Source organism: Psychrobacter proteolyticus, assembly GCF_038155145.1.
Taxonomy (GTDB): Bacteria; Pseudomonadota; Gammaproteobacteria; order Pseudomonadales; family Moraxellaceae; genus Psychrobacter; species Psychrobacter proteolyticus_B.
In genome coordinates, this window is the sequence record NZ_JBAKAY010000004.1 from 97,329 (window position 1) to 114,490 (window position 17,162).

At 46.1% G+C, this 17,162-nt stretch carries 11 protein-coding genes; 2 read left to right on the forward strand and 9 right to left on the reverse strand.

The window, feature by feature from the left end:
- Positions 1–300: 300 nt before the first annotated feature.
- The 6 genes from ligA to V6252_RS06400 form a co-directional block, all read right to left on the reverse strand.
- Positions 301–2,301: an NAD-dependent DNA ligase LigA gene (gene ligA / locus V6252_RS06375; RefSeq protein ID WP_341609914.1), complete on the reverse strand. Its 2,001-nt coding sequence runs from the start codon at positions 2,299–2,301 to the stop codon at positions 301–303.
- Positions 2,302–2,666: 365 nt separating this feature from the next.
- Positions 2,667–3,683 (reverse strand): cell division protein ZipA C-terminal FtsZ-binding domain-containing protein, encoded by a 1,017-nt coding sequence (locus tag V6252_RS06380; RefSeq protein WP_341609783.1) that lies wholly within the window; start codon positions 3,681–3,683, stop codon positions 2,667–2,669.
- A 215-nt stretch (positions 3,684–3,898) separates the two neighbouring features.
- Complete coding sequence (locus V6252_RS06385; RefSeq protein ID WP_341609784.1) at positions 3,899–7,843, reverse strand: AAA family ATPase; 3,945 nt, start codon at positions 7,841–7,843, stop codon at positions 3,899–3,901.
- 66 nt (positions 7,844–7,909) lie between these two features.
- On the reverse strand, positions 7,910–8,851 hold the full coding sequence (locus V6252_RS06390) for a hypothetical protein (RefSeq protein WP_341609785.1): 942 nt from the start codon (positions 8,849–8,851) through the stop codon (positions 7,910–7,912).
- Positions 8,852–8,887: 36 nt separating this feature from the next.
- Positions 8,888–9,823 (reverse strand): STM4504/CBY_0614 family protein, encoded by a 936-nt coding sequence (locus V6252_RS06395; RefSeq protein WP_341609786.1) that lies wholly within the window; start codon positions 9,821–9,823, stop codon positions 8,888–8,890.
- A 38-nt stretch (positions 9,824–9,861) separates the two neighbouring features.
- A complete protein-coding gene (locus tag V6252_RS06400; RefSeq protein WP_341609915.1) occupies positions 9,862–10,665 on the reverse strand; it encodes a sulfite exporter TauE/SafE family protein in 804 nt (267 codons plus the stop codon).
- Positions 10,666–10,822: 157 nt separating this feature from the next.
- Between V6252_RS06400 and V6252_RS06405 the strand changes: the two genes are divergently transcribed.
- Together V6252_RS06405 and V6252_RS06410 are read left to right on the forward strand one after the other, a co-directional pair.
- Positions 10,823–11,764, forward strand: coding sequence for a biotin--[acetyl-CoA-carboxylase] ligase (locus V6252_RS06405; protein WP_341609787.1), 942 nt, complete (start codon positions 10,823–10,825; stop codon positions 11,762–11,764).
- Positions 11,765–11,823: 59 nt separating this feature from the next.
- Positions 11,824–12,552 (forward strand): pantothenate kinase, encoded by a 729-nt coding sequence (locus V6252_RS06410; RefSeq protein ID WP_341609788.1) that lies wholly within the window; start codon positions 11,824–11,826, stop codon positions 12,550–12,552.
- 110 nt (positions 12,553–12,662) lie between these two features.
- Here V6252_RS06410 and V6252_RS06415 read toward each other — a convergent pair whose 3' ends face one another.
- The 3 genes from V6252_RS06415 to V6252_RS06425 form a co-directional block, all read right to left on the reverse strand.
- On the reverse strand, positions 12,663–13,850 hold the full coding sequence (locus V6252_RS06415; protein WP_341609789.1) for an isovaleryl-CoA dehydrogenase: 1,188 nt from the start codon (positions 13,848–13,850) through the stop codon (positions 12,663–12,665).
- Positions 13,851–14,055: 205 nt separating this feature from the next.
- Positions 14,056–14,991 (reverse strand): hydroxymethylglutaryl-CoA lyase, encoded by a 936-nt coding sequence (locus tag V6252_RS06420; protein WP_341609790.1) that lies wholly within the window; start codon positions 14,989–14,991, stop codon positions 14,056–14,058.
- 45 nt (positions 14,992–15,036) lie between these two features.
- A complete protein-coding gene (locus V6252_RS06425) occupies positions 15,037–17,133 on the reverse strand; it encodes an acetyl/propionyl/methylcrotonyl-CoA carboxylase subunit alpha (protein WP_341609791.1) in 2,097 nt (698 codons plus the stop codon).
- Between the last annotated feature and the right edge of the window lie 29 nt (positions 17,134–17,162).

Here is a 17,162-nt window from a genome sequence, read left to right on the forward strand (position 1 = left end):
TACGCGAGGGACGAGCGCCGAGTAAACCATTAAAGAAAGACGGCTCATGACCCGCATATTTGCCCACTATTAAAGTAAGCGATGCTGAAGCCATGCTTTTAAATCTTTATCTTTTGCTCTTACGCTAGGGACGAGCGAGTTATTAAAGTATGACCTAACCAGAAAATCCCCTTTAAGGGATTTTCACTTGCGAACCTGAGAAGGCATAAGCAAAACACTGTTTTGCCTGACGCAAGACAAGAGCTATTGCTCGCAGTTAGCAGTTAGCAGTTAGCAGTTAGCAGTTAGCAGGGCAATTTTTTAACGGCTCTCATCCCCAACCATCGCCAAAAACTCTTCCTCACCCACGATTTTAACGCCCAATTTTTCCGCTTTGGTCAGTTTAGAGCCAGCCTTATCACCTGCCAGTAGCGCAGTGGTTTTTGCCGAGATGCTGCCTGATACTTTTGCACCCAACGCTTGTAGTTTGGCTTTGGCTTCATCACGCGCCATACTATCGAGCGCACCTGTGATGACCCACGTTTGCCCATCGAGTGGTAGACCTTCTGAGGCGACCTGCTCGACCTTATCCCAATAAACGCCAGCTTCAAGCAATGAGTTAATCACTTCGATATTATGCGGCGCACGGAAGAACTTATAAGTCAGCTCGGCAGTGATTTCTCCAACATCTGGTGTTTTTATCAAAGTCTCAATACTGGCTGCCATCAGACTATCTAAATCACCAAAATGCTGAGCAAAATTTTGTGCTGTCCCTTCACCAACACCACGAATACCAAGCGCATAGATAAAGCGAGCCAATGTCGTATGCTTGCTAGCTTCGATAGCGTTGATGATATTCTGGACCGATTTTTCACCCAGTTTCTCAAAAGTAACCATCTCATCCGCATGATTGTGCAACTGATAGATATCAGCGACCGTCTTGACCAGACCATGCTCAAAGAAGCTAATCAGCCAACTTGAGCCAAGCCCATCGATATCCATCGCACGGCGCGAGACAAAATGAATAAGTGCTTCTTGCTGCTGCGCTGGGCAAAATAATCCACCCGTGCAGCGCGCCAATGCTTCATCTTCTGGCAGCACGACGGGAGAGTCGCAGACAGGGCAAGTCGAAGGTAGCGTGACTGGCTCGCTATCAGCTGGGCGCTGATCGTGCCAGACACGAGTGACTTTTGGGATGACATCGCCCGCCCGATGGACGCTGACCGTGTCGCCTGCGCGCACATCTAAACGCTGAATCTCGCCAAAGTTATGCAAGGTGACATTGCTGACAGTGACGCCGCCAACTTTGACAGGTTCAAGCTTACCGACTGGGGTGATTTGACCCGTACGGCCGACTTGCCATTCGATATCGTTGAGACGTGTCATTACCGTTTCGGCAGGGAATTTATAGGCAGTTGCCCAGCGTGGCTCGCGTGATAGGTAGCCAAGCTGCTGCTGTAACGCAAGGCTGTTTACCTTAATTACCATGCCATCGATTTCAAAAGGCAAACTGGCACGGCTCTCAATCACTGACTCATAATAGGTCTGCGCGGCGCGTGGATTTGCTACCACTTCTACGGCGCTGACCGTAAATCCAAGCTCAGTAAGCCATGCCAACGCTCCTGACTGCGTGTCGATAGTATCTGGCAATCCTTGATTGACCGAATAGCCATAGAATGCCAGTGGACGACTTGCTGCTATCGCTGGATCTAGCTGACGTAAGCTACCAGCAGCGGCATTGCGCGGATTGGCAAAGGTTTTGCCCTCATTCTCTTCTGCCAATCGATTAAGACGTTCAAACCCTGCCTTGGGCATCAATACTTCACCGCGCACTTCTAACAGCTCGATATCAGCAGCATCAGCTATCCATAGTGGCAGGTTACGAATGGTTTTAGCATTTTGGGTAATATCTTCACCTGTCTGCCCATCACCGCGCGTGACCGCTTGGACAAATTTGCCATGCTCATATTTCAGTGAGACGGCCAGTCCATCGAGCTTTAGCTCCATCTCATATTTAGGGTTTTGCTGTGAGTCGCTGAGGCGGTCATTGACACGGCGCATAAAATCGCGCAAATCATCATATTCAAAGACGTTGCCTAACGACAGCATCGGAATATCATGGGTGACTTGGGTAAAGGCCGATAGCGGCATATCGCCGACTTGATTGATTGGACTGTCTGGCTGCACTAAATCTGGATATTCTTCTTCAACCTCAAGCAACGAGCGACGCAATTGGTCGTACTCGCTGTCTTCTAATATCGGATTATCGAGCACATAATAGGCATAGTTATGCGTTTTGATCGCTTCAATAAGCGCACGCATTTTTGAGACAATCTCTGCACTATTATTGGTACTACTGTCGGTCGGACTGGATGTATTAGATGTGGCAGGCGCTTGGTTTTCTACTTGAGCAGATGGTTTTTTAGAATTATTTGATGAGGTAGAGTCAGTCATAGTCGGCGTCTTTTTTGCAATTCAAGATGTCGATATGATAACAAGTTTGTAGGAAGCTCGGTATAGTCAATCCTATATAAATCAAATACTATGTCAGGCTTGCTCAGTCTACTATGGTTAGCACTTTGCAGAAACTATAGCCCAATAAAAAGGGCAAATAACGTTAATCGCTATTTGCCCTTTTTATGATTTCTGCTATTAATCAGCTTTTAACTTTCGTAGCTTTTAAACCGTTAGCCCTCATAATCACGGACTTGGTTGCGTAGCTGCTGCTTGTATTCAGGCGTGATTGGTTCGTTCTCTTCATCAAGCATAATCGCGTCAAGGTCGCTTGCCATCATATAAGCAATGCTCATCATACTATCAAAGCTGCGTACGGCTTGTGGATGCGGAAGTGATAAGAATACGACGACACCGTTATAAGTGTTGGTCGCGACACTATGCGGATCAAACGGCGCGATACCGCTATCAGTGATGCCCATCATACTAAACCACAACATACCCGTACCGTCTTTTTGCTCGTAGCGATGGAACATATTCATCGCGCCATAACGTAGACCATATTTATCAATCAACGCTAATAGGTCACGACCACGGATAATCGCCGCTGGGCGGTCACGATATTGGTGCGGCAAGATGGTGATATTGATATTGTCTTTGGCATTAATCAACGGGCCGTTTTGCGCATCATCACCTGACTCTGATAGATGCTGATCCAGTATCGGGCTATTGTCATCGAAGCTTGGCTCTTCTGCCGTATCGATAGTTGGCATCAGGCTATCGGTCGCTGACATTAGGCTAGAGAACGCATCAGGCTCTTGCTCGATATGCATCTGATCGGCGACTTCTACAAACTCAGCACTATCGGCACGGCGTTGCTCTTCTTGCCAGCGAGCGTAGTCGGCTTCATCGATGACGTCATGATCGTCAGCTGCTACATGGTCACGCTCAGCCATTAGTTGAGCATCAACGTTGGTATGCGCTTGCGTCAATGGCTCTTCTTCAACCACAGCATCCAAGTAGCTACGATCTAGACCGATGCTCGTCTCGCCTGCGACTGTATCATCAAGGTCTGGCTGATCGACGATGTTGCGCTCGTGACGCGGTATGATGGGAATACCATTTTTATCATAATTGACCGCAGCAGCTTCGGTAGCACCGCGGCGCTTAAAGCTACGAATGACCATAAACAGCCCTGAGAGCACGATAAACGCGGCAATGGCAATCAATATAAACTGAATAACGGTCATGATAAATACATCCTAGTATATATAACAAAAGGGAATACACAAACGAGCATAAATGGCAATATTCTAGCATGGCTGACCTATATCGTCACCACATTGTGTACTTTATAACCAGTATGCTGGACTGAGGTCAAGCTTATTTGCATTTATGCCAATTGATTGATTATATTTGCATCGCGCTGATTCTCATAGCACTTTTAATGTCGGCTATTTCACACTTAGCTCTCTACGTAACGCGCAGCTTCATCGAGTGACACACTGACTAGTGTAGAAATGCCTGCACTTGGCATGGTAATACCTTTTAGCTCATCAGCAATTTGCATCGTCAATTTATTATGGCTGATAAAAATAAATTGCAAATCATCTGCTAACTCATGAATGAGACTGGTAAAGCGCGCGACGTTGGCATCATCAAGCGGTGCATCAACTTCATCAAGGACACAGAACGGTGCAGGATGCTGCTTAAATATCGCAAAAATCAAACTTAGCGCGGTAAGGGTTTTTTCACCGCCCGATAGTACCGCTAAGCGACTGTTACGTTTACCCTTCGGCTGCGCCATCAAGGTAAGCCCTGCCCGCCACTGCTCCGACTTTGGCGTATTGGCTGGCATCTCGTCAGTGTTCAACGTCAGGCTAGCTTGTCCACCGCCAAAGACTTTGGCAAATAAATTGGCCAGCTCATTATTGACCGCATCAAGTGTCTGCATAAACAGTGTCTTGGTCGTCTCATCAATAGAGGCAATCGCTTCGGTCAATGTCTGCATACTGGCCGCGATATCTGCCGTCTGCTGTGCGAGTGGTTCTAGGCGCTCGTTTACCTCGGCCAACTCTGCGACCGCTGCTAGATTCACTGGCCCAATCTTGCTCAACTGCTGGGTCAACTTAGCGCGCTCAGATTCAAGCTCAGCGATTTTGTCTGGACGGACGCGGCGATCATGAGCGATAAAATCTGCTAGCAAGTTTGAGACGCTCATGCTTTGTTGAGGTTGCTCAGCTTGGGCTTTATATTTATGACTTACACGATAGTAGGCATCTAAAGCGCTCTGCGTGTGCGCGCTAGCATCTTCCAAGCGCGCTGCACTTAGTGCCAATTCAGTAGCATGACGGGCAAGCTCGCTTTGCTGCGTTTGTAACGTATTTTGCAATGTATCAAATGCTGTCTGCTGCTCAGCGTACGTTTGTTTTAGTGCTGTTAGCGCAGTATCACGCTCGTTCAATAGCACTTGCTGCTCATCTCGCGTTACCTGTGCAGACTGCAAAGCTGCTTGTAGCTCTAGCAACTTGGCCTGCTGCTGATCGTGACACATCTGTAGACTTTGCTCATTCTCTAACGAGTTGTCGTGTTGCTCAGTTGCACGAGCCAGACGGCTAACACTATGTTCCAAGCGCATCTCATACTGCTGAATACGCAGCTGCAATGCTTGCCAAGCATCATCATCAGCTTGACGCGCACGGTTTAGCTCGCTGCGCTCAGCTTGCAGTTGCTGAGTTGTCGCTCGTGCTTCTACTATTTGCGGCGTTAGCGTAGCAATCTCGCTTTCAATGTGCTGTTGTTCTTGCTCAAGAGTTTGTTGCTCTTGTGCCAGTTCTTGCTTTTCCTGCTCAAGCGTTGCTTTATCAGCGTTCAGGCGTTGGCTATCCGCTTGCAAGCGCTCAGCGTTGGCGCGCTCGGTCGTCAGTTGCTGCTGGTATTTATGCTTATCACGGGTTAACTGCTCAGCTTGCGCGCGCGTTTCTTCCAAACTGACCATCAACGCATCATAATCGCGCTGATTTTTTGCAATAGATTTTTGCTGATGGTGTATTTTGGTTTCAAACTCATCAAGCAAGTCTTCTAACGCTTGCAAACGAGTGCGCTGCTGCAAACGCTGCGTGAGAAATTGACTGCTGCTATCACTTTGACTATCTTGCGCACCAGCGAATTTGATTAAATTAATCGTTCCATGACGACTGATCAGCCAACCATCTTCGGTAAGTAAAATAGCGGACGATGGTAATGACTTTAGTACATTAGCAAGAGTATCAATCTCATGCTGCTCACTGGTCTCAAACTGCGCTGTATATATATAACATTGCTGCCAAAGCGCTAATGTAGGCTGTTTAATCAACTGCGATAACGGCAATACTTTATCAATCAAACTGTCTGGCAATTCGCTGACAAAATTATGGTCACTGATGCTATTTTGCGCAGTAGGCAACCATAAGCTATGACCCGTCTCTACTAGAGTTTTATCTTTTGCACTGGCAGACGTATTTTGTGCTGTTTGATAAGTTAGTAAATCTGCAACGTCATGCTCAAGAGCTTGCCACAAGCTAACGGCTCTTTGAGAAACGCCAGTAGCATTATTAGCGTCTGATTGCTTGGTTTGATTAGCTTGTTGATTAGCAGCCAGCACATGGCTATCTAGCCACAATGCTAGGATACTATCGAGTAGCGGTGCATACTCCTGCCCCTTCGCACTTAGCTCAATCTGCTCACGTAGCGTTGCAATGGCTAACGGCTGATGATGTATACCATCGTTATCTACATTATCTGTCGCGGTAACTTTCGACTTTGCTGATTGCTGTTTTATAGGTTTCGGATGCAATATCTGATGCAGGGTATCGTATTCGCCTGCCAGTAGCGCATGACGCTTTTCATAATCGCTCAACTTACTCTGTTGTGTGTTTAGTCTCTGCTGCAAACTATGCGCTTGCGGTTGTATCTCGGACAAGCGTTCATCGACGGCTTCGTATTGACGCTCAACCTGCTGCAACTGCATGCTTAGCTCAGTGACTTGCTGTTCTAGCATCTGACTGAGATCTTGCACCTTATCCGTCTTACTCACATCAGTACTGTCAGATGCAGATGGCGCTATAGACTGCTGTAATTGCAGCCACAGGTTTTGCCAGTTTTGCTCGCGGCGTTGCCATTTATCATGGCTTTGCTGATGGCGTTTCTGTGCTTGAGCATTAATGGCTTGCTGCTGTTCAAGCGAACGGGCTTTATCTTGTAAGCGTGACAGATTGTTTTGCGCTTCATGCCACGCACGTTGTAGTGGCTGCTCATTACGCTTATAGTTATTGCGTTTATCTGTCAGCTCAGTCAGCTGCGGACGTAACGCTTCTAACGCTTGATTCTGCTCAGCTTGTTCAGCGTTGAGCCGCTCGATATCAGCGAGTGATTGCACACGCTGCTGAGCCAAGCCTGACAGTTGCTGCTCGATAGTAGTCAGCTGTGACTTAGCATCGCTCAATTGATGTTCCGCTTGTTGATAGCCGAGCTGCTGCTGATAGTGAGCGCTTTGAGCATCGTCTTTGAGCCATTGCTCTTGATTGATACGCGCAGTGAGCTTGTCCTGCTGAGCTTTTAGCGTGTCGTAGTCAGCCTGTAGTGACGACACCTCAGTAGCACTACGTTCATGCGCTATTTTTTGCTGTTGATGGGTTTGCTTGGCTTGATAGAGTTGCTGGATGGCGAGCTGCTGTTCGATATCAGCACGCGTTAAGGCCAATTCTTCGTAACGCTGCGCACTGGCCGCCTGCTTAGACAGTGTTTTCTGCTGGCGTAGTAATTCGCTTTGCATATCGTGTAGACGCGCTAGATTGTCTTTCGTCTTCTCTAACTTCTTTTGCGTTTCTTCACGGCGCGCCTGATAGCGTGAGACGCCTGCCGCCTCTTCGATAAACTCACGCAGCTGCACGGGGCTGGACTCAACAATCCGCCCAATCATGCCTTGCTCAATCACCGCATAACTGCGCGCGCCAAGCCCTGTACCTAAAAACACATCGACCACATCACGGCGACGACAACGCGTACCATTGATAAAATAATCTGAGCGGCCATCCTTATTTACCTGACGGCGAACCGATAGCTCTTGGTACAAGTTAAACTCGTGGCGAATACCAGTCTGCTCATCTTGGGTATGCTCAAAGGTCAGCTCGACACTGGCGACACTTTTGGCTGTTTTATCTTGCGTACCGGCAAAGATAACATCGCTCATGGCCCCGCCGCGCAACTGCTTGGCAGAGGTTTCGCCCAGTACCCAACGGATGGCATCAATCACATTGGATTTGCCACAGCCGTTCGGCCCGACGATGGCGGTGATACCATGACGAAAAGTAAAAGTGGTTGGATTGGCAAAGGATTTGAAGCCTGCCAGCTTTAGAGATTTTAAACGCATGAAGAGTCAATAAACTTAGCAAAAACAGGCGGCTATTCTACCTGAAATTGTAGTAGGTTTTTAGGGTTAAACGGCTAAGTGCATAAACGATTTTGATTCAAGGCTTTGATGGAACCCTCGCAGCAGTTTTTGCTCCACTTGGCAGACGTTATTTTCTGCTAAGTAGCGACTATTAAACTCGATAAAGGCTGCCCAAGAGATACTTGCCACTTCCAAATGATCGACTATTTCTAACAGCTCTGGCCTTAGCAAATGCTGATATTTCCTTGGCCGTTTATGACACAGAGCCAGCTCCCGATCTACGAGCGTTTGCTTGTTTTGCTTTAGCGCGTCACCACCGATAAACAACAGCAAAAATTTTGCCCCTTTCTCGATAAAGCCTTTTTCTAATAAGTGCTCATACATCAAGCAGTACTTTAGGATTGGGTCTGGGTTTTTCCGACCAGCGAGTTTTAACTCATTCGCTATCAATACATTGGCCTGATGGTTATAGGCTAGGTTGTCCATATACATTGCCTTTAGCTCTGTACTGTTTTCAAACATGCCGCTATTACCATGTGTCGACCATGATCCACTTGGCTCAAAGCTAATAAACTGCTGATAAAACAAGTTCAGATAAACATCACTGCACAAACTCAAAAAAATATCGAATTCTTTATTTAGATAGTCTTCAGAAAAGAACGTTACGCGGCGCACGGCTTCTCTCGCATTACAGATACCCATCGTTTGCGTTGAATACGTCTCTAGCTGCTCAGTTTCATTCATTTTTGTATTGAGCTTTTTGATGACTGATTGCTCAATCTCTTCTATATTTTTATCTTTCAAATCTGGGTGAGCGACCCACTCAATGATTTGGCGTACGTATTGCTTTTTAGTGATGCCTAAAATACGCTGGGGCTCCCATGCCAAAAACTCTACCATATTAGAGAGACCCGTCGTCCACGATAACTGGTCTTTTAGATGATTCATTGAGCCGAAAACACGGCGGTATTTTTCTGCAGCTTTCATACTAATAATGTCTCATGGTTTACACACTAGCTTTAATCAATCTAATGACTCTTCAGCTTTAATTAAAAATACGATTGTAGATGCGGTCATATGTAGGACATACTGAATAAGATGTTCAGGAACTTCTATTTCATCGTTACCTTTACCATGACCACTCAATTTATTTCGAGGTGTACCGATACTTGAAGTAAGTATATTGCTTAACGAGTTAAACTGGTCAGTCCAAAATTTGGGTATCAATTCATTAGCGAGACAACAATCAACAAGCCTTTTTGAAGTTGCATTTTTATCACATACCCAACTTCTCTTGTGGATTATGATTTTCATGGTACTTTCAAAAGATTTAAGGCAGTCTGTTAGAGCAGCATCGTAACGACTATGACGATAATGTTCGTGAGCTTTTAGAAACTCTTCTTGCGCACCTTTATACATTGGATTACTTAGTAGCTGTAAAGCAGGCTTAACTGCTTCAGCGTGGATAAATTCAGAGTCCACTCTAACGATTTGATCACTCTCATATTGGTAACCTACTCCATGTTCGCGAAAACGCTGATTAAGTTCAGATATTACATCTGTAATTTTTATTGTATTATTATGCCTTTTGATGAAAGAATGAATGATTTTTAACATTAATTCGATGACGCTCAGTATTTTTTCAATATCACTTTCTTTTAAAAAATATAGAGAAATACTTTTAAAATAGAGAATATGCATTTCATTATCTCTATCATCTCTATTAAGTTTAAAAACACCTAACTCTTTACATAAAATATTATGGCACTTTTGCAAATATTCACGATTCAAACTATTAGAACGCCGATTATTATATACAGAGTCTTCACCTATCGTTTCATTCCAAATATGTATTATCTGGATTTTCAGCGTTTCTGGTAACTCTTCGTATTGATAGATATCAGGATACTCACCCCGTAATTGCTTTTGCCGCTTAAAATATAAATCGTGCATTACCATTACTTACTCCTTAAAGTTAAACACTTTAAAATTCAAATCTAAATCACCCCAATCCCGCTCAACAACAACTGTCCTCCAGCAAATATCAACAACACGCCAAACGCACGCTTAAGCATTAGTGCAGGTAAGACATGGGCAAGCTTGGCACCGACTTTTGCCATCGCAAAGCTGGCGACTGAAATAAACAAAAATCCTGTGACATGGACAAACCCTATCGTACCTTCAGGCAGGTTGACCACGTCTTGACCGAACCAAGCAAAGCCCGCTGCTCCAGCCAAAGCAATTGGTAGACCGCATGCCGCTGATGTGCCGACTGATTGTTTCATCGGAAGCCCTGCCCAGTTCAAGAACGGCACGGTCAAGCTGCCGCCGCCAATGCCAAAAATAGATGACGCCATACCAATGCCAGTACCGGCACCAAACTGTACACCAGCCGATGGTAACGGTTTACCCACTTGTTCTTTATTCGAAAAGAACAGCATTTTTAAGGCGACCAATAGCGCACCGAAACCAATAATAGCCTGTAGAGCCTGCCCATCAATCATATCTGCGATACCAGCACCGACTAAACTACCAATGACCAATCCCAGCGCCATTTTGCGCCATACTTCCCAGCGGACACCGCCGCGCTTATTATGTGCAGTCAGTGAGCTGATTGAGGTCACTACAATGGTCGCCAGTGAAGTACCGATGGCCAAATGGGTGATCACTTCTGGCGAAAAGTCATAAGCGGTAAAAATCCAGACCAATGCGGGCACGATAATCATGCCACCGCCGACGCCAAACAAGCCCGCGCTAACACCGGCAAACGCGCCTGCAATCACAAACCACACATATAACATCATAGAACGAACCTTTTATAATACTGACTAGCGCTTAGGCGTGCTTAATTGTATTTGCCAAATCTCAGCGTGACCTTTATGCTGTTTACTCGGTACTGTCTGACCGCAACAATCGCTCAGTATATCAAAGTTTCCTTTAACCACATCGACTAAACTTATGCCGCCACTCACTAGTTTTTCTACCTATTTATCCGAGCTAAATCACCGTCATGTGGCTAGTAGCGCCTCGACCAATAGCGAGCTAATAGAAGCCTTGCAAAACGGGGCGTTAGATGTCGCCACCGTACACGTTTTGACCGCGGAAACCCAAAGCGCAGGTCGAGGTCAGCATGGGCGCTCGTGGCAATCACCGCGCGGCAATGTCTATCTGTCGCTATATCATCCCGTGCATATGCCAATCAGTGGCTTACTATCGCTCATCATTGGTCTTGAACTGGCAAAAATGCCCGTCATTCAAACGCTGAACGAGCAACTACAAGCACAAGGACTGACGCCAATTGGGGTGAAGTGGGCAAATGACTTGGGGTTTTATCCCACTCAAGAGGCTCATCTTGTACCATCGGATAACGCCGCCGCGAATCAGCGTACACTACCCTTTAATAAACTGGCTGGGATTTTGATAGAGCCAGTGACGAAAGCTGGCAGGCTGGTCGGTGTGGTGCTAGGCATTGGCTTAAACGTACAAGCAGCACCAAAGCTCACCACACAAACGTCTGAAGGTATGAGCTACCAAGCGATTAGCTTACAAGACATTAATGAGAGGCTGCCTTTAGAGTCACGGTCTGCGAGCCTACCAGATCTACCAATGCTCTATCAGCAGATGAGCAAAGCATTGATGGCGGCGATGACACGCTTTGAGCACTTGGGCATAGAACAGCCAACGGGTCATACTTATTATTTGGATAGTTTTTTGGAGCAGTTTGCGATGATGGATGCGCTATCAGGTCTTCGCTTACGCGTCACGCAAGACTATAATAACGAAGAAAAAGTCATAACGGGAATCGCTTGCGGTGTCGACACACATGGCTGTTTGCAATTGCGCCAAGATAGCGGTAAGATTTCTACGCTTTTTACTGGACGCATCGACGTTATTTATTAGGCTTAGACAACTATATTGATGAACACCATCATTAACGAGCACTATATAAAGGGACTTTTATGCTCTGGCTTGATCTTGGAAATACCCGCCTAAAATACTGGCTAACCGATGATATCGGACAAATAGTCGCGCATGATGCTAAGCAGCATTTGCAAGCGCCTGCCGAACTACTTATGGGTCTGACAGATCGTTTTGAGCGTTATGCGCCTGACTTTATTGGTATCTCATCAGTATTGGGTGACAATCTCAATGCCAAAGTATCAGAGACACTCAGTCGTTTGAATATTCCGTTTGAGTTTGTCCATGTCGATGCCGCACATACTCTGATGAAAAGTGCTTACAGTGATCAGCAGCTCGGCTGTGATCGCTGGCTACAGATGCTGGGCGCGGTCGATAAGAAAAAACGTCAATGTGTGATTGGTTGCGGTACAGCAGTGACCATTGATTTGATTGATCATGCTGAGCATTTGGGTGGTTATATCTTTCCCAGCATCTACCTGCAACGTGAATCACTGTTCTCTGGTACTAAGCAAATCACTATCTCGAACGGTACTTTTGATAGCGTCAACCAAGGCTTGACCACTCAAGACGCGGTACATCGCGGTATTTTGCTCTCTATCGTCGGCGCGATTAATGAGATTAGCCATCGTCACCCTAATTTTGAATTGATTATGACAGGTGGTGATGCATCCATTATCTCCCAGCACGTTAATCGCCCAGTGCGCTTACGTGATGATTTATTATTAAATGGTTTGGCAAGATACTTTGATTATCGCAATAAGTCTTAACCGCTTATAGATAATTCGGTTTGACGTTGACATGAAAAAAGCAGCACGTTTTGAACGTACTGCTTTTTTATTTTATATTAGAAAATAGCTAAGGCGTCATTAGCTGTCTCTTATTTGGTCTCGTTAAACAGCTCGCGACCGACTAGCATACGGCGGATTTCACTGGTACCTGCGCCAATCTCATACAGCTTGGCATCGCGCCAGTAGCGACCGAGTGGATACTCATTGGTATAGCCATTACCGCCAAATATTTGAATGCCCTCGCCTGCCATCCACGTCGCTTTTTCAGCACACCATAGAATCACACTGGCGCAATCTTTACGTACTTCTCGACTATGACCGGCACCGCGCGCGTCCAACATATCGAGGTTTTTACCCACGGTATATAAGAAGCTACGACCTGCTTGCAGTATCGTATACATGTCCGCAACTTTACCTTGGATAAGCTGGAACTCACCGATCGCTTGACCAAACTGTTTACGATCGTGGATATAAGGCACAACATTGTCCATCACTGCTTGCATGATGCCTATAGGACCTGCGGCCAATACAGCGCGCTCGTAATCTAGGCCGCTCATCAAGACCTTAACGCCTTCATTGAGACCGCCTAAAATATTTTCACTTGGTACTTTTACATTATTAAAAGTCATCTCGCCAGTATGGCTACCGCGCATGCCGAGCTTGTCTAGCTTTTGCGCGGTACCAAAACCTTCCATACCTTTTTCAACGATAAAGGCCGTCATGCCTTTTGCACCCATCTCAGGATTGGTCTTCGCATAGACCACCATTACGTCCGCATCAGGACCATTGGTAATCCACATCTTGCTACCATTTAAAATGTAGCTGCCGTCTTTTTCTTCGGCTTTTAGCTTCATACTAACCACATCTGAGCCAGCGCCTGTCTCGCTCATCGCCAATGCACCGATGAACTCACCGCTGATTAGTTTCGGCAGATATTTCTGCTTTTGTGCCTCAGAGCCGTTACGTTTGATTTGGTTAATACATAGATTAGAGTGTGCACCGTAGCTAAGCGCGACTGATGCCGAAGCTCGGCTAATCTCTTCCATCGCGACCATATGGGCAACATAGCCCATGTTAGAGCCGCCGTACTCTTCTGGAACGGTAATGCCATGTAGACCGAGGTCACCCATCTTCTGCCACAAATCCATTGGGAACTCATCACTGCTATCAATCTCGGCAGCACGTGGCGCGATTTCGTTTGCTGCAAACTGCTGTACGACATCACGTAGGGCGTCAATATCTTCGCCAAGTTGAAAATTTAATCCAGGTAAACTCATAACCATTCCTTGTATTTTAATATTTAATTTTCGAATTTTAATCTGTTTTTTAAAGCCAATGTAACTGTATTTTTGGTACTGTTTTTAATGTCATAGTCAACTTAATGTGAAACTGTGACAAGGCAACCGAGTGTAGATGTATATCAAATACTTCAAGCGAGGTTAACGCTGTTGTCATACCTTCACAGTGGATTGACTATACTATTTAAGACTGACGTTTATTTATTAGAGCACGTGCCACATTTGAACCATTCGGACGCTTTAAAAATTCACTGATACGTTCACCTGCCACGACCAATTTTTCCAAATCGATACCCGTGCTGATACCCATACCATGCAGCATATATACCACATCTTCAGTCGCGACATTGCCCGTTGCACCTTTGGCATAAGGACAACCACCTAGGCCAGCGACGGAGGTATCAAACTCACTAACACCCATTTGTAGTGCGACTAGCGTATTGCTCAATGCTTGACCATAAGTGTCATGAAAATGACCCGATAGCATAGAGATATCAGCATACTCAAGTGCAGCTTGTAACGCTCGTTGTACTTTGAGCGGTGTACCCACACCGATCGTATCGGCAATACCAATTTGCTCTGAGCCAATCTCTATTAGACGCTTGGTGACATAGGCTACTTGGCTTGGGTCAATCTCGCCTTCATAGGGACAACCAACCGTACAAGAGATCACGCCTCGTACCTTGATACCTTGTGCTTTTGCTGCCGCAGCCACTGGTGCAAAACGCTCAATACTCTCATCGATACTACAGTTGATGTTTTTTTGGCTAAAGGTTTCGCTGGCTGAGCCAAAGATGACGATTTCATCAGGACGATGCACGATAGCGTTTTCAAAGCCGCGCATATTGGGCACCAGTACTGAGTAGCAAACGTCCGTCTGCCGCGTCGGTGCTAGTGCGTCAAGCAACGCGCTGTTATCACCCATTTGTGGCACCCACTTTGGCGAGACAAAACTGGTCGCTTCCAGCTTTTTGACACCCGCCGCGATTAAATCATTAATGAGCGTTTGCTTAACCTCAGTCGGCACCGTCATGGATTCGTTTTGTAGTCCATCACGTGGACTGACATCAACGATGGTGACCTGTTCAGGGTACGAATGTTCTGGATACGAATGGCTCATACTTGTCATCCTTCTTATTACTCGGCGGCTAATTGTCAGCCTTTATTAGCCTTCAGCATCAATGCGCAGTAGCTCATCACCATCAGCGACCAAATCACCTGCTGCAAATAATAGCTCTGCTACCACACCATCTGTCGGTGCGGTAATGGTATGTTCGATTTTCATGGCTTCAATGACGGCTAATGGCTCGCCTTTTTTCACAGTATCACCAACAGCTACTTTGAATGCAACCACTTGTCCTGGCATTGGTGACTTCAAACTGCCAATCGCCGCTGTGTCTTCGCCTACATGTGCCATCACATCGACAAGCGTAATTTCATCACGTCCGCTATCTGTGAATACGTAGACTGTCTCGTTATTTACCCAGCTTTGGGCACTGATACGTGCACCATCTAACCATAAAGTATGATTGTGCGCGTCACTGCTATCATAGCTGATCTGACCTTCATAAACCGTTTCGGTCTGAGCAGCCACATTGATATTGCTATCATCCTGCGTATTCGCGATTTCTTGACCAATGACGAGCGTAAAGCTACTGAGATTATCGCCGCTCTTTTTGCTATCAGAGCAACTCGCATTATGCCAATTACTGATGCGAGCACTGTAGGCTTGCTCATCATAAACCAAGCTAAATGAACGAGTATAATCACTATAAGCACGGAAACCCGTTGGCTTGTTGAATGGATCTGAGCCCTGCGTGGTCGCTTCACTCGCAAGTTGCTGGGCAATAGCAGTTACCACAAGCGTCGATAACTCAAGAGGATGCTGATCAAAAAGCTTATCCTGCTCACGCTCTATCAATGCCGTATCGAGATTGGCTTTGCTAAATGAATCGGTATTTAAAATATAACGCAAAAATGCCACGTTGTTTGGCAGACCAACGATACGCGTCTGTGCCAATGCACGATCTAGTCTAGCCAACGCTTGCTCGCGCGTAGGAGCATGGACGATAAGCTTAGCAATCATAGAGTCGTAAAAAGGACTGATCACATCACCCTCACGTACGCCATCGTCAATACGTACATCAGTAATGTTAAAGGTACTATGCTCAGGCTTTTGATAAGTGAATAAAGTCCCAGTCGCTGGCAAGAAATTGTTGTCAGGGTTTTCAGCACAAATACGTGCCTCAATTGCATGACCGTTGATAGCCAGATCGTCTTGCGTTTTCGGTAATGGCTGACCTGCAGCAACCAACAGCTGCCACTCGACCAAATCGACGCCAGTAATCGCTTCACTAACGGGATGCTCAACTTGCAAGCGTGTATTCATTTCCATGAAATAAAAATTCATAGAGTCTTCGCGCTGCTCCACGATGAATTCAACAGTACCTGCACCAACGTAATCAACCGCACGTGCTGCTTCGATTGCCGCTGTACCCATCGCTTCACGCATGGCAGTATCGACACCGGGCGCTGGCGCTTCTTCTAATACTTTTTGATGGCGACGCTGTACTGAGCAATCACGCTCAAACAGATGCACATAATTGCCATGCGTATCACCAAATACTTGGATTTCGATATGACGTGGTTTTAGCGCATATTTTTCGACCAACACTTGATCATTACCAAAACTGGTAATCGCTTCGCGGCGACATGAGTCTAACAGGTCAATAAAATCGCTACTTTTTTCAACGATACGCATGCCTTTACCGCCGCCACCTGCACTTGCTTTAATCAAGACAGGATAGCCAATACTATCTGCCTGCTGCTGCAAAAACTGTGCATCTTGGTTATCACCATGATAGCCCGGTATCAGCGGCACGCCAGCCGATTCCATCAAGCGCTTAGACTCAGACTTGCCGCCCATAGCACGAATAGCATCCGCCGATGGGCCAATAAACACCAAGCCAGCATCTTGGCAAGCCTGCGCAAAGTCTGCATTTTCGCTTAAAAACCCATATCCTGGGTGAATCGCCTGAGCACCCGTTTGCTTAGCGATAGCAATAATAGCATCGCCTCTTAGATAACTGTCTTTCGGTGCCGAACCACCCAAATAGATAGCCTCATCACAGACAGCCACATGCTTGGCCTCACGATCCGCATCAGAATAAACAGCAACGGTACTGACGCCAAGACGCTTAGCAGTCGCGGCCACTCGGCAAGCAATTTCACCACGGTTGGCGATTAGAATTTTAGAAAACATAACTATCCCTGTGTCTTGTCGTTATTATT

Coding starts and splice junctions, on each gene's coding strand:
- ligA (WP_341609914.1), bottom strand. CDS start 2,301: ATGCGTGCGCTTATTGAAGCGATCAAAACGCATAACTATGCCTATTAT.
- V6252_RS06380 (WP_341609783.1), bottom strand. CDS start 3,683: ATGACCGTTATTCAGTTTATATTGATTGCCATTGCCGCGTTTATCGTG.
- V6252_RS06385 (WP_341609784.1), bottom strand. CDS start 7,843: ATGCGTTTAAAATCTCTAAAGCTGGCAGGCTTCAAATCCTTTGCCAAT.
- V6252_RS06390 (WP_341609785.1), bottom strand. CDS start 8,851: ATGAAAGCTGCAGAAAAATACCGCCGTGTTTTCGGCTCAATGAATCAT.
- V6252_RS06395 (WP_341609786.1), bottom strand. CDS start 9,823: ATGGTAATGCACGATTTATATTTTAAGCGGCAAAAGCAATTACGGGGT.
- V6252_RS06400 (WP_341609915.1), bottom strand. CDS start 10,665: ATGTTATATGTGTGGTTTGTGATTGCAGGCGCGTTTGCCGGTGTTAGC.
- V6252_RS06405 (WP_341609787.1), top strand. CDS start 10,823: ATGCCGCCACTCACTAGTTTTTCTACCTATTTATCCGAGCTAAATCAC.
- V6252_RS06410 (WP_341609788.1), top strand. CDS start 11,824: ATGCTCTGGCTTGATCTTGGAAATACCCGCCTAAAATACTGGCTAACC.
- V6252_RS06415 (WP_341609789.1), bottom strand. CDS start 13,850: ATGAGTTTACCTGGATTAAATTTTCAACTTGGCGAAGATATTGACGCC.
- V6252_RS06420 (WP_341609790.1), bottom strand. CDS start 14,991: ATGAGCCATTCGTATCCAGAACATTCGTACCCTGAACAGGTCACCATC.
- V6252_RS06425 (WP_341609791.1), bottom strand. CDS start 17,133: ATGTTTTCTAAAATTCTAATCGCCAACCGTGGTGAAATTGCTTGCCGA.